24 protein-coding genes and 1 tRNA gene are annotated in these 24,011 nt (G+C 63.4%); 15 read left to right on the forward strand and 10 right to left on the reverse strand.

What is annotated here, in order from left to right; genetic code table 11:
* Window positions 1-32 precede the first annotated feature (32 nt).
* Window positions 33-1,031 (forward strand): hypothetical protein, encoded by a 999-nt coding sequence (locus tag FGL95_RS06795; RefSeq protein ID WP_169585462.1) that lies wholly within the window; start codon window positions 33-35, stop codon window positions 1,029-1,031.
* Between the two features lie 83 nt (window positions 1,032-1,114).
* Window positions 1,115-1,498, forward strand: a complete 384-nt coding sequence (locus FGL95_RS06800) for a hypothetical protein (protein ID WP_169585463.1) — start codon at window positions 1,115-1,117, stop codon at window positions 1,496-1,498.
* On the opposite strand, the gene pabB is transcribed toward FGL95_RS06800, so the two are convergent.
* On the reverse strand, window positions 1,473-3,524 hold the full coding sequence (pabB, locus tag FGL95_RS06805) for an aminodeoxychorismate synthase component I (protein ID WP_169585464.1): 2,052 nt from the start codon (window positions 3,522-3,524) through the stop codon (window positions 1,473-1,475). The two genes, FGL95_RS06800 and pabB, sit on opposite strands and share 26 nt — an antisense overlap.
* A gap of 95 nt (window positions 3,525-3,619) precedes the next feature.
* Between pabB and FGL95_RS06810 the strand changes: the two genes are divergently transcribed.
* The 5 genes from FGL95_RS06810 (at window position 3,620) to FGL95_RS06830 (ending at window position 7,317) form a co-directional block, all read left to right on the forward strand.
* Window positions 3,620-4,675, forward strand: a complete 1,056-nt coding sequence (locus FGL95_RS06810; protein WP_169585465.1) for a phosphotransferase family protein — start codon at window positions 3,620-3,622, stop codon at window positions 4,673-4,675.
* Window positions 4,676-4,749: 74 nt separating this feature from the next.
* Window positions 4,750-5,271 carry a DinB family protein gene (locus tag FGL95_RS06815; protein ID WP_169585466.1) on the forward strand — a complete coding sequence of 174 codons (522 nt, stop codon included), beginning with the start codon at window positions 4,750-4,752 and terminating at the stop codon, window positions 5,269-5,271.
* Window positions 5,272-5,289: 18 nt separating this feature from the next.
* On the forward strand, window positions 5,290-6,102 hold the full coding sequence (locus tag FGL95_RS06820) for a serine hydrolase (protein WP_169585467.1): 813 nt from the start codon (window positions 5,290-5,292) through the stop codon (window positions 6,100-6,102).
* A gap of 132 nt (window positions 6,103-6,234) precedes the next feature.
* A complete protein-coding gene (locus tag FGL95_RS06825; protein ID WP_169585468.1) occupies window positions 6,235-6,747 on the forward strand; it encodes a DUF3145 domain-containing protein in 513 nt (170 codons plus the stop codon).
* 42 nt (window positions 6,748-6,789) lie between these two features.
* On the forward strand, window positions 6,790-7,317 hold the full coding sequence (locus FGL95_RS06830) for a hypothetical protein (RefSeq protein WP_169585271.1): 528 nt from the start codon (window positions 6,790-6,792) through the stop codon (window positions 7,315-7,317).
* A 73-nt stretch (window positions 7,318-7,390) separates the two neighbouring features.
* On the opposite strand, the gene FGL95_RS06835 is transcribed toward FGL95_RS06830, so the two are convergent.
* The 6 genes from FGL95_RS06835 to aceE form a co-directional block, all read right to left on the reverse strand.
* Window positions 7,391-8,824 (reverse strand): acyl-CoA carboxylase subunit beta, encoded by a 1,434-nt coding sequence (locus tag FGL95_RS06835; protein WP_169585469.1) that lies wholly within the window; start codon window positions 8,822-8,824, stop codon window positions 7,391-7,393.
* 88 nt (window positions 8,825-8,912) lie between these two features.
* Window positions 8,913-10,163, reverse strand: coding sequence for a KasA/KasB family beta-ketoacyl-ACP synthase (locus FGL95_RS06840; protein ID WP_169585470.1), 1,251 nt, complete (start codon window positions 10,161-10,163; stop codon window positions 8,913-8,915).
* Window positions 10,164-10,171: 8 nt separating this feature from the next.
* Window positions 10,172-10,489, reverse strand: a complete 318-nt coding sequence (gene acpM, locus FGL95_RS06845; protein WP_169585471.1) for a meromycolate extension acyl carrier protein AcpM — start codon at window positions 10,487-10,489, stop codon at window positions 10,172-10,174.
* 93 nt (window positions 10,490-10,582) lie between these two features.
* Entirely contained in the window at window positions 10,583-11,500 is a 918-nt protein-coding gene (locus tag FGL95_RS06850) for an acyltransferase domain-containing protein (RefSeq protein ID WP_169585472.1), read from the reverse strand.
* 127 nt (window positions 11,501-11,627) lie between these two features.
* A complete protein-coding gene (locus tag FGL95_RS06855) occupies window positions 11,628-12,938 on the reverse strand; it encodes a PucR family transcriptional regulator (RefSeq protein ID WP_169585473.1) in 1,311 nt (436 codons plus the stop codon).
* Window positions 12,939-12,958: 20 nt separating this feature from the next.
* A complete protein-coding gene (gene aceE / locus FGL95_RS06860; RefSeq protein WP_338079776.1) occupies window positions 12,959-15,700 on the reverse strand; it encodes a pyruvate dehydrogenase (acetyl-transferring), homodimeric type in 2,742 nt (913 codons plus the stop codon).
* A gap of 221 nt (window positions 15,701-15,921) precedes the next feature.
* Between aceE and FGL95_RS06865 the strand changes: the two genes are divergently transcribed.
* The 7 genes from FGL95_RS06865 (at window position 15,922) to FGL95_RS06895 (ending at window position 19,961) form a co-directional block, all read left to right on the forward strand.
* Complete coding sequence (locus FGL95_RS06865; RefSeq protein WP_169585475.1) at window positions 15,922-16,485, forward strand: hypothetical protein; 564 nt, start codon at window positions 15,922-15,924, stop codon at window positions 16,483-16,485.
* Between the two features lie 117 nt (window positions 16,486-16,602).
* Entirely contained in the window at window positions 16,603-17,025 is a 423-nt protein-coding gene (locus FGL95_RS06870; RefSeq protein ID WP_169585476.1) for a DUF3052 family protein, read from the forward strand.
* A 32-nt stretch (window positions 17,026-17,057) separates the two neighbouring features.
* Entirely contained in the window at window positions 17,058-17,522 is a 465-nt protein-coding gene (locus FGL95_RS06875) for a peroxiredoxin (RefSeq protein WP_169585477.1), read from the forward strand.
* A gap of 9 nt (window positions 17,523-17,531) precedes the next feature.
* A tRNA-Val gene (locus FGL95_RS06880) sits at window positions 17,532-17,606 on the forward strand.
* A 413-nt stretch (window positions 17,607-18,019) separates the two neighbouring features.
* Complete coding sequence (locus FGL95_RS06885) at window positions 18,020-18,364, forward strand: DUF732 domain-containing protein (RefSeq protein ID WP_169585478.1); 345 nt, start codon at window positions 18,020-18,022, stop codon at window positions 18,362-18,364.
* A 190-nt stretch (window positions 18,365-18,554) separates the two neighbouring features.
* Window positions 18,555-19,115, forward strand: a complete 561-nt coding sequence (locus tag FGL95_RS06890; RefSeq protein WP_169585479.1) for a hypothetical protein — start codon at window positions 18,555-18,557, stop codon at window positions 19,113-19,115.
* 276 nt (window positions 19,116-19,391) lie between these two features.
* The gene (locus FGL95_RS06895) at window positions 19,392-19,961 is read left to right on the forward strand and encodes a hypothetical protein (RefSeq protein ID WP_169585480.1); all 570 of its coding nucleotides are present in this window, start codon (window positions 19,392-19,394) and stop codon (window positions 19,959-19,961) included.
* A gap of 543 nt (window positions 19,962-20,504) precedes the next feature.
* Here FGL95_RS06895 and FGL95_RS06900 read toward each other — a convergent pair.
* Complete coding sequence (locus FGL95_RS06900) at window positions 20,505-21,017, reverse strand: winged helix-turn-helix transcriptional regulator (protein ID WP_169585481.1); 513 nt, start codon at window positions 21,015-21,017, stop codon at window positions 20,505-20,507.
* 92 nt (window positions 21,018-21,109) lie between these two features.
* On the opposite strand from FGL95_RS06900, the gene FGL95_RS06905 reads away from it, so the two are divergent.
* Window positions 21,110-22,474 (forward strand): MFS transporter, encoded by a 1,365-nt coding sequence (locus FGL95_RS06905; protein WP_169585482.1) that lies wholly within the window; start codon window positions 21,110-21,112, stop codon window positions 22,472-22,474.
* Here the strand turns inward: FGL95_RS06905 and FGL95_RS06910 are convergent.
* The gene (locus FGL95_RS06910) at window positions 22,452-23,141 is read right to left on the reverse strand and encodes an acetoacetate decarboxylase family protein (RefSeq protein ID WP_169585483.1); all 690 of its coding nucleotides are present in this window, start codon (window positions 23,139-23,141) and stop codon (window positions 22,452-22,454) included. The two genes, FGL95_RS06905 and FGL95_RS06910, sit on opposite strands and share 23 nt — an antisense overlap.
* The gene (locus tag FGL95_RS06915) at window positions 23,138-23,986 is read right to left on the reverse strand and encodes an SDR family NAD(P)-dependent oxidoreductase (RefSeq protein WP_169585484.1); all 849 of its coding nucleotides are present in this window, start codon (window positions 23,984-23,986) and stop codon (window positions 23,138-23,140) included. Before FGL95_RS06915 ends, FGL95_RS06910 begins: the two co-directional genes overlap by 4 nt.
* Window positions 23,987-24,011: the final 25 nt, after the last annotated feature.

The raw sequence follows: 24,011 nt of genomic DNA on the forward strand, positions 1-24,011 counted from the left end.
CGCCATATGGGAGCGTCTCGGCAGAATCGTTCATGATCATCGCCGTCGCGACGATCCTCATCACGCGGCTGTATTTGGAGTTGACCAACTACCCGCAGGTCGGTGGGGGCAACCTCCATATCGCTCACGCGTTGTACGGCGGCGCGATGATGATGCTCGCTCTGGTGTTCGGTTGGCTGTTCACCGGCTTCGGAGTGCGCGTCGTCATGGTGATCGTCGGCGGCATCGGTTTCGGGCTTTTTCTCGACGAGGTCGGCAAGTTCGTCACGAAAGACAACGACTATTTCTACGGTCCGTCCGCCGAGATCATGTACATCGCCGTGGCATTGATTTTGGTGATCAACCGAATGGTCCGGGACCTTCGCCCGCCGACCCCGTCGGAAAATCTCGCAAGTGCAGCGGCGATCGCGGCCGACGGCGTCGTCCATGGACTGCCGGACCGGCGTAGGGAATGGGCGTTGTCGATGGTGTCTGCTGCGGAAGAGGGCGGAGCCGACGCGACCGCCGCCGCGCACGTGCGGTCACTGATCCACCACTGCTCGCCCGCCAGCGAGAAGATGTACCGGTTGAAGGAGTTCACGGTCGGGCTGGTGCCCGGGTTCCTCCGTAGTCCGCGATGGGTGCCGATCGTCGGCTGGCTGATGGTGGTCGCGTCGCTGCTGGGATTGGCCTTCGGCGCACTCGGTGCGCTGCTCGGCGGCGTGTTCTACGAAGACGACCGCGTGACGTTCGAGTTGGCAGGAATGAGCCCGGCGACGGCGATACTGCTCGTCAGCGCGGCGATCACGCTCGCCCTCTCATTGCCTGCGATGTTGGCGCTGCGCAAAACCGACGCGATCTGGCCGCTCCGGATGCTCCGCGACGCAGCACTGACATTCACGTTCCTGAATGCACTGGTGGACTTCGCAACACAGGGTTTCGCCGCGGTGACCAACCTTGCGATCGGCCTGTTCACCCTGTCGGTGCTCAGCTATCACCTTCGACTCAGACTGGCGCGTTCCTATGAGCTTTCCGCGCCAGTAGCCAAGTAGCACCGCATCGTTGACGACTGGTTGGCGAATGTTAATGAGCAAACTCGCCACGTAACCGATCGGTGTGCGGCAAAGTAGATGAAATGACGAGCTCCAGGGTTCCAAATCCGACGGAAATCCTTGCCGCTGCACAGGCGGCAGTGGAGGCCGCGCAAGCGGTTGCAGCGAGCGCCATGACCACCGCGGTCCGAACACCAGGTGCGTCCGTCCAGTTGGCGGCACAGATGCCGGACCTGATCGAGAACCTAGCGAAGTCGGTCGAGCGGTTGAACCGAACCCTCGACCGCCTGGACCGAACGCTGGCCCTCGCCGATCCGCTGTTCGCAACGCTCGACCAGATCATGCCGCGCCTCGAACAACTGGCCGCGTTGGTCGCCAAGATTCCGGGTGCCGAGACGTTGGGTCGGCTCGCGGGTTTGAGTCACGAGCCAGAGCCGGACCCTAAGGCCCGGCCGCCGCGTCGGTAGGTTTGTACCGGTCGTGCGCTCGTAGCGTTGCGGCCGCTTTGAGCACCATCTCCTGATATTCGGCCTCTTGGTCGGATTCGAGCACGACCGCGCCGCCTGCTCCGACGCGCCATTCTCCGTCGGTCAGCACTGCGGTGCGGATCACGATATTGAGATCGGCAGTGCCGTTCAGTCCGAGGAATCCGATTGCACCGGAGTAGATTCCGCGGGCTTCGGTTTCGAGGGTGTCGATGATCTCCATCGTCCGTAGCTTCGGCGCGCCGGTCATCGATCCACCTGGAAAACATGCTCGTACGCAATCGATTACGTCGCGGTCCGCGCGTAGGGTGCCGCGGACGGTCGACACCAACTGGTGCAACGTCGTATAGGTTTCGGTCGCCATCAGCTTCGGCACCTCGACGGTGCCCACCTCGCAAACCTTGCCGATGTCGTTGCGCAGCAGGTCGACGATCATCAAGTTCTCTGCCCGCGTCTTCGAACTGGATTGCAGTGCAGTACGCAAGCTTTCGTCGTCCTCCGGTGTCGAGCCGCGCGGTGCCGTGCCCTTGATCGGCTTGCTTTCGACGATCCGATTTCGGTCGACCTTGAGGAATCGCTCGGGCGATGCGCACGCGATTTCACGCCCGCCGAAGCGAAAGTAGGCCGCATACGGTGCGGGATTGCAGCGACGCAATGTGCGGTAGAAGGTCAGGCCGTCGGTTGTCGCGTCGATCCGCGCGCTGTCGGTAATGCAGATCTCGTACGACTCGCCTGCACGCAACAGTTCTTGGCAGACGGCAACGTCGGCAAGGTAGCGCTCGCGGCCGCGCGTGAGGAGATCTTCGACTGTCGACGGGTCGATGGCTCGGACCAAGTCGGCTGGATTCGACCACGATGCAACATTTTTCAACGAGTCCCGAGTCGACGAGAACCAATGTCGCGCGGCTGCGGCGCCGGCCGGTCCGGTATCGCTGCCGTCGTCGAGAGCGAGCAGATAGGTCTTGCCGTCCTGGTGGTCGACGGCGATCATGCGGTCAGCGAAAATCCAGTACGCATCAGGTGTTGGGGCGGTGTGCCGGACCGGTGAGCCGCAAAGGTGCTTCAACTCGTATGCGAAGTACCCGACGTAGCCGCACGCGAAGTCGAACGGTAGAGCGCCGGCGACGATTGCGCGAGAACGCAACTGGGCCGATAGATAGTCGAAGATGTCGCCAGGCAGGTCTTCGCCCACGTCGTAGGAGATCGTTTCAGCAAGCGGTCCGGCCGCGTCGCCAAGAAAGGAAAATCGGTCCAGGCCGGGTTCGACATGTTCGCTGTCGAGCCAGAAAGCTTGCGGGGCATCGGCATACAGCTGCAGAAATGCTGCCTCGGTATCGACCGCGCGGTCGAGCACGTCGACATTCAGGCGGTATTTGCCAGACCGACCGATCTGCGGGGCGGGCCGGTCGACCACGACCCTCGGCCGGACCGTTCGATGGGTTTCGGTCAAATCTGCGAAATTGCGCAACATGGCAGGACCGAATTCCGTTGCCACGGACTCGGGATGAAATTGCACACCCCACTGCGGGCGCGTTCGGTGGCGTAATGCCATCACCACGCCGTCGGGCGCCCACGCGGTGGCCTCCAACGAGTCCGGCAGCGGAATGTCTGCGGCAAGCGAGTGATATCGAACGACGGTGAACTGCTGGGGGATTCCCGCGAAAAGCTCCCGCCCGTCGTGAGAGATGCGTTCGAGGTAGCCGTGCCGTGGCTCGGGCGCGGGGGAGACGCTGCCGCCCTCGTTGATCACGATGCCCTGGTGGCCGAGGCATACGCCGAGCAGCGGAATCGTCGAGTGCGCAATGACATCGGCAGAAACTCCGAAGTCCCGCGGCTTGCCCGGGTGGCCAGGGCCGGGAGAGATCACCACATTGTCGTAGGAATCGAGCGCGATCTCGGACACCTCGTCGTTGCGCAACACCGTCGGCTCGGTCCCGTTCACCACGCTGAGCAGTTGATACAGGTTGTAGGTGAACGAGTCGTAGTTGTCGATCAGCAGCGTCCGCATGCCTGTCTTCTTTGTCTGGGCTCTCGTTCCTGGGGTTCGATCGTCCCAGACGGGCGTGCGAGTGCGCGAATAGGCGGTCGTGCACAATTGACACCATGCCAGTAGAGCAACCAGCGGCCGTCGATCGTGACCTCGTCGACTTCGCAATTCTTGCGCAGTGGATGGACGGGCAAGGCCTCTGCGCCGGGTCGTTCGACAACGTTGCGCCGATCGGCGGCGGCACGCAGAACGTCATGCTGCGCCTGACGCGCGGTGGTCGTGAGTACGTTCTTCGCCGCGGACCGCGCCACTTGCGGCGCAAGAGCAACGACGTGATTCGTCGCGAATCACGCCTGCTGACGGCGCTCAACAAAACCGACGTGCCTGCGCCGACGCTCATCGCCGCCTGCGACGACGAGACCGTCATGGGTGGCGCAGTCTTCTATCTGATGGAGCCGATCGACGGGTTCAGCCCCGCCACCGGCTTACCCGAACTGCATGCGTCCGATCCCGCGATTCGCCATCGGATGGGCCTCTCGGCCGCGGCAGGCTTGGCTCAGCTCGGCATGGTCGATTTCGAGAGCATCGGTCTCGCGGAGTTCGGCAAGCCGGAGGGGTTCCTCGAGCGTCAGGTGCCACGGTGGCTGGCCGAGCTCGAGTCCTACAACCAGAATCAGGGTTACCCAGGTCCTGACATTCCCGGCCTCGAGCATGTCGCGGACTGGCTGGAGCGCCACCGGCCGGAGCAGGGGAGGGCCGGGATTCTGCACGGTGACTGCCATCTGGCGAACATGATGTTCCGCAACGACGGACCCGAGTTGGCCGCACTCGTCGACTGGGAGATGTCGACGATCGGTGACCCGCTGCTCGATCTCGGCTGGTTGATCGCAACCTGGCCGACGGGCAGCAAGCTCGATGCTCTGGTCGGCGCGCTGGCCAGTGCAGGCGGTCTGGCCAGTCCCGACGAACTCGTCAAGACCTACAGCGAACACTCGGACCGCGATCTGTCCAACGTGAACTGGTACGTCGTGCTGGCGTGTTTCAAGCTCGGAATCGTCCTCGAAGGAACGCATGCTCGCGCTTTCGCAGGCAAGGCGCCGAAGGAAGTCGGCGACATGCTGCACGCGATGACGTTGGCACTGTTCGACAACGCGAGTGCCCGAGCAGAATAGATTTGGCGCGATTTCGCCTGCCGCTGGCAGCTTGTTGGTAGCCGGGCGAGGGCTGCCAAATCTACTCTCGGGCAATGACAATCGTGCCTGAGACCAAGGATTGGACGTGGGTGCTGCAACGGCCATGTCCCGAATGTGGCTTCGACGCCTCGATCGCGGAGTACGAAGCGATCCCGGACTTGTTGCGCGCCAACGCCAGTCAGTGGACCGCGGTGCTCGAGCGAAGCGATGTCAGAGTGCGGCCGAACGAATCGACCTGGTCGCCATTGGAATACGCGGCACACGTGCGCGACGTGTTCCGGCTGTTTCCGCAGCGGCTGCAGTTGATCCTCGACGAGGACGAACCGACGTTCGCCTTCTGGGATCAAGATGCCACTGCAGTGGAGGATCGCTACAACGAGCAAGACCCCAACGTGGTGGTGTCCCAGCTCCTCGAGGCGGCCGAGAACGCCGCACTGAGCTTCGCAGCTGTCGAGCCCGACCGGCGCACACGCACCGGGCTTCGCAACGGCGACGGCGCAGTCTTCACCGTCGAAGGGTTGGCCAGATATTTCGTCCACGACCCGATCCACCACATCCACGACGTCACGCGCTGACTCCTTAGAGTGGCGGGGGTGAAGGCGCTCGAGCAGATCAAGCAATGGCCCGTGGACAACGCGTCGGCCGCAGTCGTGACCGATGCGGGGGAGTTGGGCACGTACGGGGATCAAGACCGTGTCTACGGACTGGCCTCGGTGACGAAGTTGCTCGTCGCCTACGGAGTGCTGATCGCGGTCGAGGAGGGCGCCGTCGAATTCGCGCAGCCGGCGGGTCCGCCGGGTTCGACGGTCCGGCACCTGCTTGCCCACGCCTCCGGGCTTGCTTTCGGCGAAGACCGCGTGCAATGCGAGCCGGAATCGCGGCGAATCTATTCGAGCGCCGGCTTCGAAGTACTGGCCGACTTCGTCGAACAGCAAACATCGATCCCGTTTCCGGACTACTTGCACGAGGCTGTCTTCGTGCCGTTGGGGATGAACAGTTCCGCGTTGAGCGGTCCGGCGGGTCATGGCGCTGAGTCCTCGGTGGGAGACTTGGCGCGCTTCGCCGCGGAATTGCTGCAGCCGACGCTCATCGCGCCTGCCACATTCACCGAGGCGACGTCGGTTCAATATCCGGGGCTCAACGGCGTGGTTCCGGGGTTTGGTCCGCAGCGGCCGAACGATTGGGGACTCGGCTTCGAGATCCGTGACAGCAAGACGCCGCATTGGACGGGGGAGAGCAACTCGCCGCAGACCTTCGGCCACTTCGGCCAGTCGGGAACGTTCCTGTGGGTCGACCCAGCGGTATCGGCGGCGTGCGTCGTACTGACCGACCGGAAGTTCGGCGACTGGGCGAAGGCTGTGTGGCCGGACTTCAGCGATGCCGTTCTCGGCGAAATCAGCACGTGATGCAAGACACGCCCTTTTTTGCACTAGCGCAACACAGGCAACACAAGGCACACTAGTACACTGAAGCATCGCTCTAGTGAGACCGACGGCCGTTGGGGAAGACGTCCCTCGTCGAAGCTGGAGGTGTTTGAGATGCGCGCTATGAATCAGTTCGCGGATTCGACGTGTGGAGTGGTGTACATCCACTCGTCGCCCGCTGCGCTGTGCCCGCATGTCGAATGGGCGTTGACCGCGGCTCTCGAATCGAGGGCCAACCTGCGGTGGACAGCTCAGCCGGCATCGGATGGGCTGCTGCGTGCCACAAGCAACTGGGTGGGTCCGGTCGGAACCGGCGCCCGGATTGCGAACGCGCTGCGGTCGTGGTCGATGCTGCGGTTCGAGGTCACGGAGGACCCGAGCGAAGGTGTCGACGGTGAACGCTTCAGCTTCGTCCCTGGGCTGGGTCTGTGGCGTGGGTCGACCAGCGCGAACGGCGACGTCGTCCTGGGCGAGATGCGGCTGCGTACGATGCTCGCCGCCGGTCGCGACAGCATGATGACCGAACTCGATACCGCACTCGGCACGGCATGGGACGAGGCGCTGGAGCCGTACCGCAGTGGTGGCGAAGGTGCCGAGGTCACGTGGCTGCGCCGCGAGGTCGGGTAGTCGCCCACGTTTGAGTGCTGTGGATCTGGGCATCCGTGTTTTATGACTTCAGACACAGACGACAGGGCCAAAGAAGGCACTACCGACACCAAACAAAGCGCTGAAGACAGCGGCGCCAAAGACAACGCCGCCAGAGAGAACGGGTCGAAAGACAACTCTGGGCCCACAGAAGGGACTGTTCGCACTCCGGAAGTCGACGTGTCGAAGGATGCAGATCACTTCGATGTGGAAAACATCGACGTCACGGATGTATCCGCGAGCGGCAACGACGACGCCGAAGACGCCGACACCGCGACGGCCGAACCGGAGCTGGACGAGCCGAAAGACGACGAGGCGAAAGAGAAGGCCAAGGAAGTCAACGACCGCTACGCGCCGGACGCACGTAAGTCGGTAGTTCTTCCCGGTACTGACGGCACGGTCTCGGGAACCTCGATCGCCGACTGGTTGGACGACGACGGGAACATCCTGGATCCGGAAAATCGGCCGAACGCAGCACACCCCGAGCAAGACGACGAGGACAAAGACGGGGAAAAAGACGAGAAAAAAGAAGAGCAGCAACTTGAGCAGTAGCCCCTGGTGGGTCTGACCCGAATGAAAAGGCCCCCGAGCCATCGCGTCGGGGGCCTTCTCTTGTCATACGTCTTTACAGCGGGATGTTCTTGTGCTGCCCTCTGCGTGCGGGCGCTTTCGCCAACGCCGCGGTGATCGTGCTGCGCGTCTTCGCGGGGTCGATGACGGCGTCCACCACACCGATAGCGACCGCACGATTAACGCCGCCTGCAATGGCTTCGTGCTCGGCAGCGAGCCTGTCGTGGAGGGCGTCGCGTTCGTCGTCCGGTGCGGCAGCCAGCGCCCGCTTGTGCAGGATCCCAACCGCGGCTTTGGCGCCCATCACGGCAACCTCGGACTCGGGCCACGCGTAGACCGCGGTTGCGCCCAGTGCGCGCGCATTCATCGCGATGTAGGCGCCACCGTAGATCTTGCGGGTCACCAGAGTGACGCGCGGGACGCGCGCCTCGGCGAAGGCGTGCAGGAGTTTCGCGCCGCGTCGGACGACGCCTTCCCACTCCTGGCTGACGCCGGGGAGATACCCGGGCACGTCGACGATAACGACGAGCGGGATGCCGAAGGCGTCGCACATCCGCACGAAGCGGGCGGCCTTCTCTGCGCTCTCGGAGTTCAGGCAGCCGCCGAGCCGGATCGGATTGTTGGCGAGCACACCGACGGTTCGGCCCGCCATCCGACCGAGCCCGGTCACGATGCTGCGCGCGTAATTGCCTTGCAGCTCTTCGAATGTCGATTCACCGTCGACGTTGTCCAGCAGTTCGTGCACGATCGGCTTGACGTCGTATGCCCGCTTGGCGGACGCAGGCATCAGCGCCTTCAGATCGGTGTCGCCATGCTCGGCGGCAACCTGATCGAACGTGCCTTGTTCGGAGAACATCGAGACCAGGCGACGTGCGCGATGCATGGCGTCGGCTTCGTCGTCGGCGGCAATGTGCGCAACGCCGGACTTCTTGGTGTGCGTATCGGGACCGCCGAGGGAGGCCATGTCGACCTGCTCACCCGTCACGCTGCGGACCACGTCCGGTCCGGTGACGAAGACCCTGCCTTCGGGAGCCATGATGACGATGTCTGTGAGGGCTGGTCCGTATGCAGCGCCGCCGGCTGCGAAGCCGAGGACAACGGAAATCTGGGGGACGAGGCCGGACGCTCGAACCATCGCCTCGAACACGAGGCCGACGGCGTGGAGTGCTTCGACACCCTCGGCGAGCCGGGCACCACCTGAGTGCCACAGTCCGACGACGGGTAGCGATTCGTCGATCGCGGTGTCGATGGCTGCCACGATGTGCTTGCAACCTTCGACACCCATTGCGCCACCCATGACGGTGGCGTCGGAGCAATATGCGACGGTGCGGACGCCGTCGACTTCGCCGACCGCGGCGAGCACACCTGATTTGTCGCGCGGATGCAGCGGCACAACGGTGCCGGCATCGAAGAAGTTCTCCAGTCGGAGTAGCGGATCCCGTGGATCAGTGGCTACATCGGCTTTGGTCGCCGGGGCGAAGATAGTCATCGCGTACTCCTTTGCGCAGCCCCGTCTAGTGCCTTTGTCCGGCGGGGTCGAGGGGAACCCCGCCGGACCGAGAGCGAACTTTCGTCGGTCAGGCTCGACCGAACACGAGCGCTACGTTGTGCCCACCGAAACCGAACGAGTTGTTGATCGCGTACTCGATTTCGCCGCGGCGTGGTTCGCCGTGGACGACATCGAGATCGATCTCCGGATCCTGATTGTCGAGATTCAGGGTCGGCGGAATAACTCCGTCACGGATCGCGAGGACGGTCAGAATCGATTCGAGTGCACCAACCGCACCGATCGAGTGGCCGAGCGCGGACTTCGGCGCATACACCGCAGCATGGTTACCGACGGCAAGGTTGATTGCGTTCGCCTCCGCCGTATCGCCGATCGGCGTTGCGGTGGCGTGAGCGTTGACGTGGGTGATGTCGGCCTTCGTCAGGCCGGCTGTCTCGATTGCCCGTGTCATTGCTCGAGCAGCGCCCCGCCCTGTGGGGTCGGGCGCAACCAGGTGGAATCCGTCGGACGTGATGCCTGCGCCCATGATCCGTGCATGGATCGTGGCGCCGCGCGCCAAGGCATGCTCTTCGGTCTCGATGACCATCAGGGCACCTGCCTCGCCGAACACGAAGCCGTCGCGATCCTTGTCGAAGGGACGCGAAGCACCCTTCGGATCGTCGTTACGCGTGCTCATGGCCCGCATCATCGTGAACGCTGCGATCGGAACCGCATCGATGTGTCCCTCGACGCCGCCGGTGATCATGATGTCGGCATCGCCCATGACGATCATTCGCCATGCGTTGGCGATTGCCTCCGAACCCGACGAACATGCCGAGACCGGCGTGATGACGCCTGCGCGAGCCTCGTGCTCGAGACCGACGACCGCGGACGGACCGTTCGGCATGACCATCTGAACAGCGAGCGGCGAAACCTTTCGGTAGCCGCCGTTCTTCAGCTTGTCGACCGAGTCGATCAGAGCGTCACCGCCGCCGAGGCCGGTGCCGATGGCGACACCGAGGCGGTCCTTGTCGACCTCCGGGCTGCCGGCGTTGCGCCAGACTTCACGCCCGAGCACCGTTGCCATCCGTTCGACGTATGCGAGGCGTCGAAGCTCGACGCGGGAGAGCAGGCTCTCCGGCGTGACCTTCAGGTGCCCGCCGATACGAACGGGAAGGTCGTACTCATGGATGAAGTCGTCATCGAGCACGTCGATGCCGCTCTCGCCGTTGAGGAGGCCCTTCCACGTGGCGTCGACGTCACCCGCGATCGACGTCGTCGCAGCGAGGCTGGTCACGACGACATTGGGGAAGTTCCCGTTTCTGGTGGAAGGCTTCGTCACGGTTTCGCTCACTCGTCCGATGCGGCGCCGTCAGCGGATCCGAACTTCTCGCGCAGCTCTGCGGCGAGGTCGGCGTTTTCCGCTTCCAGCTTCTGGATGTAGCCGACGGCGTCGCCGACTGTGCGCAGGCCCGCCAGATCCTCGTCCGGGATCTTGACGCCGTACTTGTCCTCGGTCTGAACTGCGATCTCGACCATGGACAGGGAGTCGATATCGAGGTCATCGACGAACGACTTATCGATGGTCACCTCGGACGGCTCGATGCCGGTGACCTCTTCGATGATCTCCGCGATACCGGCGATGAGTGTTTCCTGGCTGGTGGCCACTTGGTGGCTCCCTTCTTTGTTGGGTCTATCTGTTTTGGACGATGGTTGGTTACCGATCGCATGAAGGACGCAGCGTCGCTGCGCCCGGCAAAGCTAGCCGAACCCGTCGAGCCCGGTCAGAGCGGCTATGTCACCCGGCTCCTTCAACGCGAGCGTCGGCGTACCGCGAAGCTCGCGCTTCGCAATTCCGACGAGGGCGCCTGCAGGCGGGAGTTCTGCGATCGCGGACACTTCGGCCGCGCGAATGCTAGCGGTACACAGATCCCAGCGAACGGGGCGCGTGACCTGCGCGGCGAGTTTGGTCAATGCGTCGACGCCGCTGGCGACAGCTTGGCCATCGTAGTTCGAGAGCAGCGTGCGCGTCGGGTCCTGCGGAGTGATCTTGGCTGCAGCTGCCGTAACTGCGTCCTGCGCCGGTGCCATGAAGGCCGTGTGGAACGCGCCCGCGACGCTCAGTGGACGAATACGCGCCTTTTCCGGCGGGTTCGCGGCGAGCTCGGCGAGGGCATCGAGTGCGCCTGCAGCGACGATCTGGCCTGCCGCATTGCGGTTGGCTGGAATCAATTCGAGTTCTTCGAGGCGAGCCAGGACTGCGGCTTCGTCGCCACCGAGGATTGCCGACATTCCGGTCGGTACCAGCGCGCAGGCCTTGGCCATCTCGGCGCCGCGGACGGCTGCCAGACCGACGGCTTCGTCAGCGGTGATCACACCTGCGATCGCGGCGGCCGCAAGCTCGCCGACCGAATGCCCGGCGACGATCGCGTCGGCAGGAATGATGCCGCGCGATTCGAGCTCCTCGAAGGCGAGGAGGGCAGCAGCGACAACGAGCGGCTGGGTGATTGCGGTATCAGTGATTTCTTCTGCAGTTGCCGTGGTTCCGAGGCGAGTGAGATCCAAGCCGGCTGCCTTCGACCACAGTTCGAGGCGGTCGCTGGCACCAGCGACCTCGAGCCAAGGGTTGAGCATGCCGGGTGTCTGGGACCCCTGTCCCGGGGCAAGCAGTGCTATCACGCCTTCAAGGGAACACCCTCATGTCGTGAAACGAAGATGTTGTTGACCATGAAGCTTTTGGACGTGTTTTGTTTGGTTCTCACAAAACGCAGGTGGGAGGCGGCCATCGGCGGCACTACACCAAGCGTTACGTGCCAACTTCTACAAATGGTACGTGTGTGACTGGAGTGGCTGAAGACCGCAAATCGTTACGGTTTTGAGTCAGCCTACCCACTGTTGCCGCGACGCGGAGTACGTATGCGTCCCGCGGATTCATCGGATCCCGACCTGTCGTATCGGCGATTCGTTTCAGGCGGTAACGAACAGTATTTGGATGAACAAACAGTATGCGGGCGCAGGTCTCAACAGCTCCGCCGCAGTCTAGATAGGCATCGAGGGTATCCGCAAGAGCTGATCCGGCAGCGGCAAGAGGAACTACCAGATTCTCGTTGAGAGCAGAAATTGCGGCGGCGTCACCGAGCAATGCGCGCTCGGGCAGCAGCTCCGCCGCGTGCACCGGACGAGGCGCGCCACGCCATCCGGCGACCGCTTCCATGCCCGCGAGTGCCTCGACTGCGCTGGTGTGCGCGGCGCCGAGCGTGTGCGTCGTCGGGCCGATCACCACCGGTCCGTCGGAGAAGGCTTCGAGCAGGTCTTCGAGAAACTTGCTGCTGGCCGCACCTTCGTGAAGTTGACCGCTCACGACCGTGACGAGGCGCGAGCCCTGCACGACTGCCAGCGCGGCCCGACCATGCTTCTGCGCTATCGCGTGGACCGAGCCGACCACCGACACGCCCTGATCTTCGGGCGGCGTGCCGACTAGAACTGTCGCCGCCGCTGTGGCATCCCAGTTGAGCGCACCGGCACGCGAGAGCATGTCCGGACCGGTGTCCCCGCGCACGACCGCATCGACCACGAGAGCCTCGAGCCTCGTGTCCCACGCACCCCGGGACTCCGCAGCGTCGGCGTATACCGACGCTGCGGCGAACCCGAGCTCACGGCCGTACCGAAGCACCGCTTCGGTCAGTGCCGTCAGCTGCTTGTCGTTGCGGGCGAGTGCGGGCAGCCACTGCTCGAAGAACTCCATGGCGACCCGAACCATGTCGACGGTCTGACGCAACGTGAGCCGCTGCGTCAGGTCCTGCGGAATCACCTGAAATGCGTCCAGGCTGAACCTGATGTCGCTCTCCGGGTTCTGCAACCACTCGAGGAAGTTGACGACTGCGGTCTGCACGAGCATCTGGACGCTCGCCCGTTGGGCGGCGTCCAGATCGGCGAAGAACGGCAGTTGCGTCTGCATCGACGTCACTGCCTCGGTCGACAGGCGCCCCGAGAACTGCTTGACCCGGCGCAGCAAGGTATCCGGCAGTGGATCCCGACTCTGCCGGGCCGGCGACAACGCGGCAACCGGCAGATACACCTCGTGTTCCGCGTTGCTCGGTGGCCTCTTGTCGGACATAGCGAAAACCTACGCCCCAGTCACGCCACGCCTGGATCAGAGGTCTCCGGCGGAGCGGCAGCGACGTTGTCGATGCCGTACTTCTCCGCAGCGGCGGCCGCTTCAGCCGGGTCGACGCGACCCGCCCGGCCCAACCCCGCGAGCACAGCGACCACGATCGACTGCGCATCGACATTGAATACTCGTCGCGCGGCCGAGCGGGTGTCGGAGAACCCGAAACCGTCGGTGCCGAGCGTCGTGTAGTCGCCGGGCACCCATTCGCGAATCTGATCGGGAACCCCACGCATCCAGTCCGACGCGGCGACGAACGGGCCCTCCGCCCCGCCCAGTGCGGTCTGCAGATATGGCACGCGAGGTTCGCTGCCAGGGCTTCGGAGCGCAGCCTTGCTCGACTCGACGCCGTCACGACGCAACTCGTTCCACGACGTCACCGACCACACATCGGCATGCACGCCCCATTCCTGCAGGAGCAGGTCCTGAGCGCGAAGGCCATCCGGCACAGTGACGCCGGAGACGAGGATCTGCGCGCGCGGGCCGTCTCCGTCGGCTCCCCGCTTGTACAGATAGATGCCTTTCAGCAGGCCCTCGACGTCGAGGTTCTCCGGCTCGGCCGGCTGCACGTACGGCTCGTTGTACAGGCTGATGTAGTAGAAGACATTCTCGCCACCGAACCCGTCCTCGCCCGGTGTTCCGCCGTACATCCGTCGCAACCCGTCCTTGACGATGTGGGCGATTTCGAATGCGAACGCCGGATCGTAGGCAACGACAGCAGGATTCGTCGCGGCCAGCAGGTGCGAATGGCCGTCGGCGTGCTGCAGACCTTCACCGGTCAGCGTCGTCCGGCCCGCCGTTGCGCCGAGGACGAAACCGCGCGCCATCTGATCGGCCGCGGCCCAGAACCCGTCACCGGTCCGTTGGAAACCGAACATCGAATAGAAGATGTAGAGCGGAATCATCGGCTCGCCGTGCGTCGCGTACGACGTGCCCACGGCAGTGAACGACGCGGTCGAGCCGCCTTCGTTGATGCCCTCGTGCAGGATCTGCCCGACCACGCTTTCCTTGTAGGACAACATCTGCTCGGCATCGACCGCGGTGTAGAGCTGCCCGTTGCGGTTGTAGATCTTCAGCGACGGGAACCAGGAATCCATGCCGAACGTGCGCGCCTCGTCGGGGATGATCGGCACGATTCGTTTGCCGATCTCCTTGTCTCGCAACAGTTCCTTCATGATGCGCACGAGCGCCATCGTGGTGGCGATCTCCTGCTTGCCGGAACCCTTGCGGACGGACTTGTACGTGTCGTCGCCGGGTTGCGGCAGCGGTTTCGCATTGGTCCGCCGCTCGGGCAGGAACCCGCCCAACGACTTGCGGCGGTCCAGCATGTATTCGATCTCGGGCGCGCCCATTCCCGGGTGGTAGTACGGGGGAAGGTACGGATCCTTCTCCAGTTCCGCGTCCGAGATCGGGATCCGCTGCATGTCGCGGAAGTCCTTGAGATCGTCGAGCGTCAACTTCTTCATCTGGTGGGTCGCGTTGCGGCCTTCGAAGTGCTTGCCGAGGGTGTAGCCCTTGATCGTCTTCGCCAGAATTACTGTCGGCTGCCCCTTGTGGGCCATCGCGGCTGCGTAGGCGGCGTACACCTTGCGGTAGTCGTGACCGCCACGCTTCAGATTCCAGATTTCTTGGTCGGACAGGTTCTGCACCAATTCCTTCGTGCGCGGATCGCGCCCGAAGAAGTGCTCGCGAACGAACGCGCCGTCGTTGGCCTTGTAGGTCTGGAAATCGCCGTCCGGCGTCGTGTTCATCAAATTGACCAGGGCGCCGTCGCGGTCGCGGTGCAGCAATGTGTCCCACTCGCGGCCCCACACCACCTTGATGACGTTCCAGCCGGCTCCGCGGAAGAACGACTCCAACTCCTGCACGATCTTGCCGTTGCCGCGAACGGGTCCGTCGAGGCGCTGCAAGTTGCAGTTGATGACAAAGGTGAGGTTGTCGAGTCCCTCTGTCGAGGCGACGTGGGTGAGCCCACGCGACTCCGGCTCATCCATCTCTCCGTCGCCGAGGAATGCCCACACATGTTGGTCCGAGGTGTCTTTGATACCGCGGTCGTGCAGGTAGTGGTTGAAGCGTGCCTGGTAGATCGCATTCATCGGCCCGAGGCCCATGGACACGGTCGGGAACTCCCAGAAGTTCGGCAGCAGCCGTGGGTGAGGGTAGGAGGGCAGGCCGCCGCCTTGGTGGGCGTGCGAATACTCCTGCCGGAACCCGTCCATCTGAGCGGCCGGAATTCGACCTTCGAGGTAGGCGCGCGCATAGATGCCGGGGGAGGCGTGGCCCTGAATGAAGACGTGGTCACCGCCGCCCGGGTGATCCTTGCCGCGGAAGAAGTGGTTGAAACCCACTTCGTACAGCGCAGCCGACGACGCGTACGTCGAGATGTGCCCGCCGACACCGACGCCCGGACGCTGTGCCCGGTGCACCATGATCGCCGCGTTCCAACGGATCCATGCCCGGAACCGCCGCTCGACGTCTTCGTCGCCGGGGAACCAAGGTTCGTTCTCCGTGGGGATCGTGTTGACGTAGTCGGTCGACGTCAACGCTGGAATGGCAACTCGACGCTCACCTGCTCTTTCGAGCAATCGGAGCATCAAATAGCGGGCCCGGGCAGGCCCGGACTGTTTGAGTAGGGCGTCGAACGATTCCAACCACTCGACGGTTTCGTCGGGGTCGATATCGGGCAAATACGACGCGACCCCTTCTCGAATGACGCGTACGCGTCCGTCTGCGTTGGCCTTGCCCGCCGGGGTGGTGGCGGGTGCTGTGGCCGACGACTCTTGGACCTCTTGAGACAACTGTTGCTCCTCGCTGCGTGTGGCTGCGAATATGGCCGTCTAAACCATACTTCCGCATGTTGACGTGCCGAACAGGCCTTCTCGTCGAAGATGGGTTACCGTGCTGGCGTGCAAGACGACAACGAGGGGGGACGATGAGTTTCCGTGGCGGGCGACGTGCGGGAATGGCCAGTGCAATCGGTGCCGTTGCTGCTGGATTGATCGTGATCGTCGGATGTGGTGGGCCGGTTTCCGGAAATCCGACGGCGAACAAAGCCGACGCTGCGGCTTACTCCAAAGAGGCCGCATCGTCATCGGCGGCGGCGACCTCTGCTCGGCGGATTGCTGACGGCAATGCTGCTGCGCAGAAGGCGTGCGACAACCTGCGTTCCTTCTCCAAGGCGGCGACGGTCAAGTACAACGACTTCATCACCGCGTCGGATGCGAATGCGCCCGACGTCACTGCGAAGGCAAAGCTCGCCTCCGACGCACTCAAGGAGAGTGCGAAGCAGGTCGAGAGCGCGGCCACCGATACCATCGACGCGATCCCGAGCGGTTCGCAACTGCGCGCCGCGCTCGCCGGATATGTGTCGAAGGAGCGTGCACTCGCAGACGCGGTGGACAAAAAGGTGTCTGTCGCCGATCTGAACGCCGCTGCGAAGACATCTGACGGTGCAAAAGATGCGGCGGTTACCGCATGCAACGACGGCGGTTTCTGACGACAACTCGTCCTCGATCGCATTTTCTGGCGCTAATTCCGGCGGTTGGGTTGCGTTAATGGCCTAGACCATGTTCGCTTTCACTACCGAACGCTCAATCAAAAGGAGGAAACCACCGTGGTCGCCGCGGCGGACGCGCAGAACTTCGCTCAGAAGCTTGGCATTTCACACGACATGGTGGTTCAAGAACTGGGTTGGGATGACGATACCGACGACCACTTGCGTGCCGACGTCGAAGAGACGATCGGCGCCGACATGGTCGACGAGGATTCCGACGAGGTGATCGACGTGGTCCTGCTGTGGTGGCGGGACGGTGACGGCGATCTCGTCGACGCACTCATGGACGCGATCACCCCGCTTGCCGACGACGGCTTCGTGTGGGTGCTCACCCCCAAAACCGGTCAGCCCAATCACGTCGAACCGAGCGAGATCGCCGAATCGGCACCGACCGCCGGCCTCACGCAGACCTCTGCGGTCAACCTGGGAACGTGGACAGGTAGCCGACTGGTGCAGCCGAAAGCGGCGATCAAGAAGCGCTGAAAAACGTAGCTGCACATACACAAAGGACGACCATGCCTCTCGATGTCGGTACAACGGCGCCCGATTTCACCCTGAAGGACCAGAACAACCAGGAAGTCACGTTGTCGTCCTACCGGGGAAAGAAGAACGTGCTCATCGTCTTCTACCCGCTGGCCTTCACCGGCACCTGTCAGGGCGAGTTGTGCAAGGTTCGCGACGAGTTGCCGAAGTACCAGAACGACACCACCGAGATCCTCGCGATCTCGGTGGGTCCGTCGCCGACGCACAAGATCTGGGCAGCCGAGCAGGGCTACACGTTCCCGCTGCTGTCCGATTTCTGGCCGCATGGAGCGATCGCGCAGGCCTATGGCGTGTTCAACGAGAAAGCCGGATTCGCCAATCGCGGCACGTTCGTCATCGACATGGACGGGATCGTCCGTTTTGCCGAGATGAACGGTCCGGGCGAGGCTCGTGACCAGGGGCTTTGGGAGAAAGCGCTGGCCGCGCTAGATTCTTGAGGCAATCTCGGGCGTATAGCTCAGCGGTAGAGCTCTGGTTTTACACACCAGCGGTCGGGGGTTCGAACCCCTCTGCGCCCACCAAGAAAGTGCACGTCAGCGTGTCGGCCGTCGATCTTTGACCCCTGGTCGGCGTGCCAACTGTCCAAGAACGGTCCAAGCCGCGGTGGAAAACGCACTTTTCACCCGGTCACTCTCGAATCCGCGAAGATGCTGGCACCCGCCGCTTCGAGTGCCGGCTGATAGACGTGGGGGCGAAGATGGCCGGCCAAGTGGCCCAACAACTAAGTTGGTTGGTCAAGGCTGCCGACGACCAGGGTGTCGCGATGACAGAGATCAGCAGCGCGCACATTATTGGGTGCGGTTGTGGCGTTGTGTGCGGTGTCGGGCGAGGACCCGCTGTACTGGACCGAGTAACGACGGTCAAGGTGAGGTGACACCTCGCGAGCACCGCAAACCGCTGTGCAGCCATGCCCGGTTTGCGACACTAATGGGTTATGAAGGCAACATTCGCCGCAATCCTCGCCACCGCCGCAATCGCGACCGGCGGTGGAACCGCACATGCCGACACCCCCCGCAACCCAGCGCAGGACGACGCATTTATCGCTGAGGTGGAGCGGGCCGGATTCATCACATTCGGCGCACTGCGCGACATCAGCATCAACGAGGGCATTAACAATTGCGACCGCCTCCGCGCCGGAGGGAACGCCTACGTACTGTTGATGAACCGGATCCGCAGCTCGAACGTGAAGAGCGCGACCGTCATTCTCGCAGCAGCAGCGAACAACTATTGCCCCGAGCAGCGAGATGCGGTGTCCGCGGCCATCGCCAACACCTACTAAGAACGGAGTGGGCCGTCGCATGAAAGTAGACTGCCGTACCTCTCATCACTGCGGTCGGCCTTAGCGACATCATCGCCCTTTCACGCCGCGTCCACCTCGCGGATGCTGTGCCCCTTGGTCGCCGCTTTGGACGGCGGTACGCACTCCACTAATTAAATGCGTTGTGCCGCCACATGACAGCATCGACAGAATGACGACCGATCCCTGCGCCGACGACATGCGTGTACTTGCCCTTACGCTCATCAGCAGCTTTAGCCGTGCGCAGGATGCTGTCGATGGCGCGGCGCGCGGCTACTTCGAGCACCGGGTTGAGCCGATGATGTCGTGGCTGGACGACCGAGGGGCGACCAAGCGCATCCGCGACGACCACAGGCCTGAACTCCTCGAACTGCTGAAAAAGGCGGGAAGCTGCGATGCCGACCTCGATCTCTACGGCGCGACCTACCGCAAGGTGAAAGCTGTTCGTGACAACATCGGCCACTCGGCACGGATCGAACTCCTCGACCACGACCGGATGCGCCTGCAAACGAGCTTTTTCAGCTCAAGCACGCTGCCCGAGACGAGGCCTGTCAACTACGGTCGCGTCGCGATCAATAACCGAATTCGCGACGCAGAGTGGCTACTCGCGCAGGCGATGTACGTCAGTGCATCGTTAGCCGCGAAATTGTTCCAGGGTGGTCAAGAAATAGTAGTCATCAAGCCGACTGCTGATCCGCGCGACTGGACCGGCGAATTGATGCGGCCCGTGTGAGTGCCACTCGCTGTGTGCCCTCAGGTCCGAGCTGAGGTCATCGATTCGGCCTGGGGCGTTCTCGCCACTCCCGACTGGGCTGCTCGCGTGCGGGACGCGCGCGCGAGACTTTGGCCCGAACGCGTCCTCGCGCGTGCGCCTGCGCGGGCGCGGGCGCCGCACGCAAAACCCAGGCCAGCTCGCTCTGTTAAACGTAAGGTAACGACCTGTCAATCCATCGCCGCGCACAGTATCGGGAAATACTGCGGTGAAACACGATCCGGGGACAGAGGGCAAATGACCACACCGCAAGGACAACCACAGCAACCAGTTCCAGGCCAAGTCAGTCCAGACGGACAGTTCGTCTGGACCGGCAACGGATGGGTCCCTAACCCGAGCCTGCCCAAACCGAAGAAGAAGCACACCGTCCGAAATGTCCTCATCGGCGTCATCATCGGATTCATATTGCTGGTGGGCGGCTGCTTCGCCTTGGTCGGAGGCGTCGCAAACGAAATATCCAACGACATCAAAGACGACGCCGAGAAACCAGGCGGCACAAACAACCCCCTCACCATCGTCGCGGGCCGAGGATTCGAAGTCGACGGATTCAAATACGCCGACGGCTGGACACTCGGGGCAGGCGCGCTCGGCGACATCGAAATAGGCGGACTCAAAGTCACCAACAACCGCGACAAGCGCGATTCGTCACTCGTCGAAATCAAACTGTGGAGCGGAACCGAAGTCCTCGGCAAAGCCGACTGCACCACCGAGCCCATCAACGTCGGCACGACCGTCACACTCAACTGCTTCAGCGGCGACGATCTCCCGGCCAACTACGACAAGGTAACGATCAACGACTCCTTCTGACGTCAACCAAGAATCGAGGTAGGGCCGGTCTCCCGATGGGGGATCGGCCTTCCGACCCTCGCGATCCGCTGTCATCATCGCGATCGATCTCGTCAAATGAGAGCTGCTATGACGGGTGCCTGACTGACTTCGTCTAGCCCACCCTCGCGGACACCTTCGTTCCCTTCCCGGACGCTGTTCCTTGGCCAGCCAAACTCGCACATTCTCCGCCGTTCTGGGAACGCAAATAACGGAGCTGAACTGCGAGAACATGCCGATGTTGGTCCGCTCCTGAGCGTTCCGAGAACGCGGCCAAATTTGGCCACACAAAGCGTTCTGGGCGCGTGCGACGGAAGCCCGCTGCGAACCCCCGCAAGTGTCCAAGAACGGTCCAGGAGCCGCCAATATCGGCTGGCACGAGATGGACAGGCGGCGCGAAGCATGGCCTTTGAACTGGCAAAATCTGGACAGGAGGCAACTGCCCGAATGGCAATTTCGCCATTTACACACCAGCGGTCGGGGGTTCGAACCCCTCTGCGCCCACTTTTCAAGACTGCCCCACCCTCACGACCGCAACGGCTCGAGCAGGGGTCGCGGGTGTCGTAGTGCGACGGACACTCGATCTGTGCGGATCGACGGGTTCGCTCCGGGGCCTGGTCGCATCCCTAGCTGAGCGGGCAATGGTGCGATGCCGCATGTGGGGCAGCGGCCGGTCACGTCGAGGGCGGTTCCGCAGTCCGTGTGGACGAACACCCGGCGCGGACCGTTCGGTGACCTGAGTTGTTCGCCCCACTTCATCAGCGCGAACATGGCCGGCCACAATGCGAGACCGTCTTCGGTGAGTGTGTACTCCCCATGACGCTCGGGTGAGCGCGACAGCAATCCTTCGTCCACGAGGTCGGATAGTCGTTGCGTCAGAACCGCTTTGGAGATGTCGAGATGGTCCTGAAAGTCGGTGAACCTGCGAACTCCGAAGAAGCAGTCGCGGATGATGAGCATCGTCCATCGCTCGCCGATCAGCTCCAGGGCGCGCGCGAGTGAGCAGTCCTGCCGTGCATAGTCGGTCCCGAGTGCCATGCATCGATCATACAGCCATGGTCTGTTCAACGAACCAATCTGCTACATTCGTATGGGTTAGTTCGTTCAACAGACTTAGGTTGGGACAGGCTATGAAAGCAACGCAAGCCCTCACGGCTGCCGGACTTGGGACGTTACTGACGCTGATCGCCTTCACAGCGCCTTTGGCCACCGTCAACAGCACGGCGGCCGGTCTGGGTGCCGACACGGCAGGCAAGACGTGGATCCTCAGTTCGATGAGCATCGGCCTCGGCGCAGTGTTGCTCTCGACGGGAACGATCTCCGACGATTACGGTCGCCGCCGGACCTTCCAGATCGGCCTGATCACTCTCGCTCTTGCGTCCGTCCTGTGTGCAATCGCTCCGAATGCGCTCGTCTTCGTTCTCGCTCGGGTGTTGCAAGGCGTTGGCGGCGCCGCCGTGGTCGCATCGAGCCTCGGCATCATCGCGCACGCATATCCAGCGGGTCCGGCACGCGCTGCGGCCAGCGGTGTGTGGGGTGCGAGCGTGGGAGCCGGTATCGCGGTCGGACCGCTGCTGTCGGCGGGTATGGACCGTGCCATGAGCTGGCGTGACGTGTACTGGTTTCTCTTCGTTGCAGCGGCCGTCCTTGCGGTGGCGGCGCAGTATCTGGTGGACGAATCGCGCACGGAGACAACGCGAAAGCTCGACATTCTTGGGACGGTATTGCTGGCCGTCGGTATGAGTGCCTTACTCGCCGCGCTGGTGGAAGGACGTCAGGGCTGGGTGTCGGTCGAAGCGATCGGCCTCGCGATCGCCGCTGCGGCATTGCTGACTGCTTTTGCCGTCGTCGAATACCGAAGCGACTCGGCAATGTTGGATCCGGCGCTGTTTCGGCGACCGGCGTTCGTCGGCGCGACGACGGCTGCACTGGCGACCGGTGGGGGAATCATCGCGTTGATGTCCTACATGCCCGGCTTTGTGGTCGTGGCGCTCGACATCTCCGCGTTGAACGCAGCATTCCTGCTGCTCCTGTGGTCGGGTGCAAGCGTCGGGACCGCGCTGCTGGCACGCCGAATTCCGCCGGCCGTTTCCGGTCAGGTGCAACTGTCGATCGGCCTGTTCGGCGTCGGTGTCGGCCAGTTGATGTTGTTCGGTATCAACGATTCGTCCACGTGGACCCGGTTCGCCCCCGGATTGATCGTGGCGGGCATTGCCAGTGGCGTGCTCAACGCCGCGCTCGGTCGCGAAGCCGTGGCGAGTGTTCCCGCCGGGCGCGGCGGCATGGGAAGTGGAGCGAACAACACCGCCCGCTACGTCGGATCGGCAGTCGGCGTCACGGTGGTCGCGGTGATCGCCGCAAAATCAGGTGTCGACGGGTGGAACGCCGCCGCACTGGTGACGGCGACGGTATCGATCCTCGGGGCAGCGGTTGTCTTGTTCTTGCAGCGCGCGCGGGCGACTCAGGATTTGGTCACTGTGGGACCCCGAGCGTGAAGGTCATCGAGTCGACGACCGCGCCGAGGTGCCGGCCTTTGCGCAACCACGTCGGCAGCGGACCGTCCGACTCGACTTCGACGGCGATCAACGCGGGACGCAGCTTTCCCTTGGCGGACAGCACCGAAGTGGCGATGCTGCCGTCGGCGAACTGCTGAACGGTCTTCAGTCGGGTTGCGAACGGCACGCCCGGACCAAGGATCCGGGGTGTGGCCGACACCCGCCACGACGAACCGACTGCGCTGCTGGCGGTCATGGTTGCTCCGTTGCCGATCTCGCCGTTGAACTCTGCGAGCGTCTTCGGCATTGCCCAGTTGGTACGGCCGCCGACGAGGCTGACCGCGGAGTCGACGGCCATGAACGCGACACTGCCGCGAATGCTGAGACCCTGGCGGTGTCCGACGATGCCGAGTACCTCGTCGTAGGCACCGACCGGTGTATCGGTGTAGCGGACCATCCCGCCGACCACGGCGAGGGGGTCGACCAGCTCCCGAAGTCGAGTCGGCAGCGCAGCGCGTGCCGCATGGCCGCCGCGACCTGACCAGACCAGCGACTGTGCCGTGCATTCCCATGGTGCGCCACTGAGGTTTTCGGGCAAGCGGGTGAGCAGGTCGGCAGGCAGATCCGTCTCGGGGACGCCTGCGACGGCGAGTTCGGTGCGGATCACGACACTGCTCCGTCGACTCGGCTTTGGTAGGCAGCCCGGGCTTCGAGGTCCATGGTTTCGGTCACGCTGTTGCCGCCAGCCAGGCGAAACAGGGTGTCACGCACGTCGTTCGGCAACGTGTTGGATCCCTTTACGATCGCGGCGGCGGATTTCGGCACGAATACCTGGCGCGACCTGCCCGACTCGATGGCAGCAAGGACGGCGGCGGCAACGGCATCTGGATCGACCATGGCGAGCTTTTCCATCGCCTTGTTCGCCTTCATTCCGGAAATGAGCTCGGTCCGGACGAACCCGGGGCAGATGGTCGTGATGTGCACGCCGGTGCCGCGCCACTCCTGCCGCAATGCTTGTCCGAATCCGACGATCGCGAACTTGGCCGCGCAGTACGAGGCCGCGTTGGGCGAGGCGAGTGTGCCCATGATCGAGGCGATGTTGACGACGTGGCCGGCCCCGCGCTCGTGAAACCGCTGACCTGCGAGCTTCGTTCCGGTGAGAACGCCGCGGACGTCGATATCGAGGACGCGGTCGGTCACGTTGTCGGACTCGGCGAGAAATGGTCCGATCGGCATGATCCCCGCGTTGTTGACCAAGACATCGAGCGGCCCGAGGGCGGCTTCGGCTTGGTCGAGGAAGTGGGCGAACCCGTCCGGGTCGGTGACGTCGAGGGGATAGGCGACGACACCATTGCCGAGCTCGGTTGCGGTCGCTTGCGCTGCGTCGGCTGCGATATCGCCGATCGCGACACGTGCGCCGGCGTCGACGAATGCGACCGCGATCTCGCGGCCGATGCCGCGAGCGCCACCGGATATCGCAACCGAGAGTCCTGCGAGAGAATGAGATGACATATCTCGCACCATACCGGGCTTATTG

Source organism: Antrihabitans stalactiti, from assembly GCF_012932915.1.
GTDB lineage: Bacteria > Actinomycetota > Actinomycetes > Mycobacteriales > Mycobacteriaceae > Antrihabitans > Antrihabitans stalactiti.

Coding starts and splice junctions, on each gene's coding strand:
- FGL95_RS06795 (WP_169585462.1), top strand. CDS start 33: ATGATCATCGCCGTCGCGACGATCCTCATCACGCGGCTGTATTTGGAG.
- FGL95_RS06800 (WP_169585463.1), top strand. CDS start 1,115: ATGACGAGCTCCAGGGTTCCAAATCCGACGGAAATCCTTGCCGCTGCA.
- pabB (WP_169585464.1), bottom strand. CDS start 3,524: ATGCGGACGCTGCTGATCGACAACTACGACTCGTTCACCTACAACCTG.
- FGL95_RS06810 (WP_169585465.1), top strand. CDS start 3,620: ATGCCAGTAGAGCAACCAGCGGCCGTCGATCGTGACCTCGTCGACTTC.
- FGL95_RS06815 (WP_169585466.1), top strand. CDS start 4,750: ATGACAATCGTGCCTGAGACCAAGGATTGGACGTGGGTGCTGCAACGG.
- FGL95_RS06825 (WP_169585468.1), top strand. CDS start 6,235: ATGCGCGCTATGAATCAGTTCGCGGATTCGACGTGTGGAGTGGTGTAC.
- FGL95_RS06830 (WP_169585271.1), top strand. CDS start 6,790: ATGACTTCAGACACAGACGACAGGGCCAAAGAAGGCACTACCGACACC.
- FGL95_RS06835 (WP_169585469.1), bottom strand. CDS start 8,824: ATGACTATCTTCGCCCCGGCGACCAAAGCCGATGTAGCCACTGATCCA.
- FGL95_RS06855 (WP_169585473.1), bottom strand. CDS start 12,938: ATGTCCGACAAGAGGCCACCGAGCAACGCGGAACACGAGGTGTATCTG.
- FGL95_RS06865 (WP_169585475.1), top strand. CDS start 15,922: ATGAGTTTCCGTGGCGGGCGACGTGCGGGAATGGCCAGTGCAATCGGT.
- FGL95_RS06875 (WP_169585477.1), top strand. CDS start 17,058: ATGCCTCTCGATGTCGGTACAACGGCGCCCGATTTCACCCTGAAGGAC.
- FGL95_RS06885 (WP_169585478.1), top strand. CDS start 18,020: ATGAAGGCAACATTCGCCGCAATCCTCGCCACCGCCGCAATCGCGACC.
- FGL95_RS06890 (WP_169585479.1), top strand. CDS start 18,555: ATGACGACCGATCCCTGCGCCGACGACATGCGTGTACTTGCCCTTACG.
- FGL95_RS06895 (WP_169585480.1), top strand. CDS start 19,392: ATGACCACACCGCAAGGACAACCACAGCAACCAGTTCCAGGCCAAGTC.
- FGL95_RS06900 (WP_169585481.1), bottom strand. CDS start 21,017: ATGGCACTCGGGACCGACTATGCACGGCAGGACTGCTCACTCGCGCGC.
- FGL95_RS06905 (WP_169585482.1), top strand. CDS start 21,110: ATGAAAGCAACGCAAGCCCTCACGGCTGCCGGACTTGGGACGTTACTG.
- FGL95_RS06915 (WP_169585484.1), bottom strand. CDS start 23,986: ATGTCATCTCATTCTCTCGCAGGACTCTCGGTTGCGATATCCGGTGGC.